A 261-nucleotide genomic window follows, 5' to 3' on the forward strand; every position below is an offset into this window, starting at 1 on the left:
GCCATGCCGCGTGAGTGATGAAGGCCCTAGGGTTGTAAAGCTCTTTTACCTGGGAAGATAATGACTGTACCAGGAGAATAAGCCCCGGCTAACTTCGTGCCAGCAGCCGCGGTAATACGAAGGGGGCTAGCGTTGTTCGGAATCACTGGGCGTAAAGCGCACGTAGGCGGCTTGTTAAGTCAGAGGTGAAAGCCTGGAGCTCAACTCCAGAACTGCCTTTGATACTGGCAAGCTCGAGTATGGCAGAGGTTGGTGGAACTG

Annotated in this window: 1 rRNA gene; it reads left to right on the forward strand. The window is 54.0% G+C overall.

From position 1 onward, the window contains the following. A 16S ribosomal RNA gene (locus ACTHSW_RS10905) occupies positions 1 to 261 on the forward strand; the annotation flags it as partial.

The organism is Neisseria sp. P0008.S004 (assembly GCF_051962755.1).
Lineage (GTDB): Bacteria > Pseudomonadota > Gammaproteobacteria > Burkholderiales > Neisseriaceae > Neisseria > Neisseria subflava_A.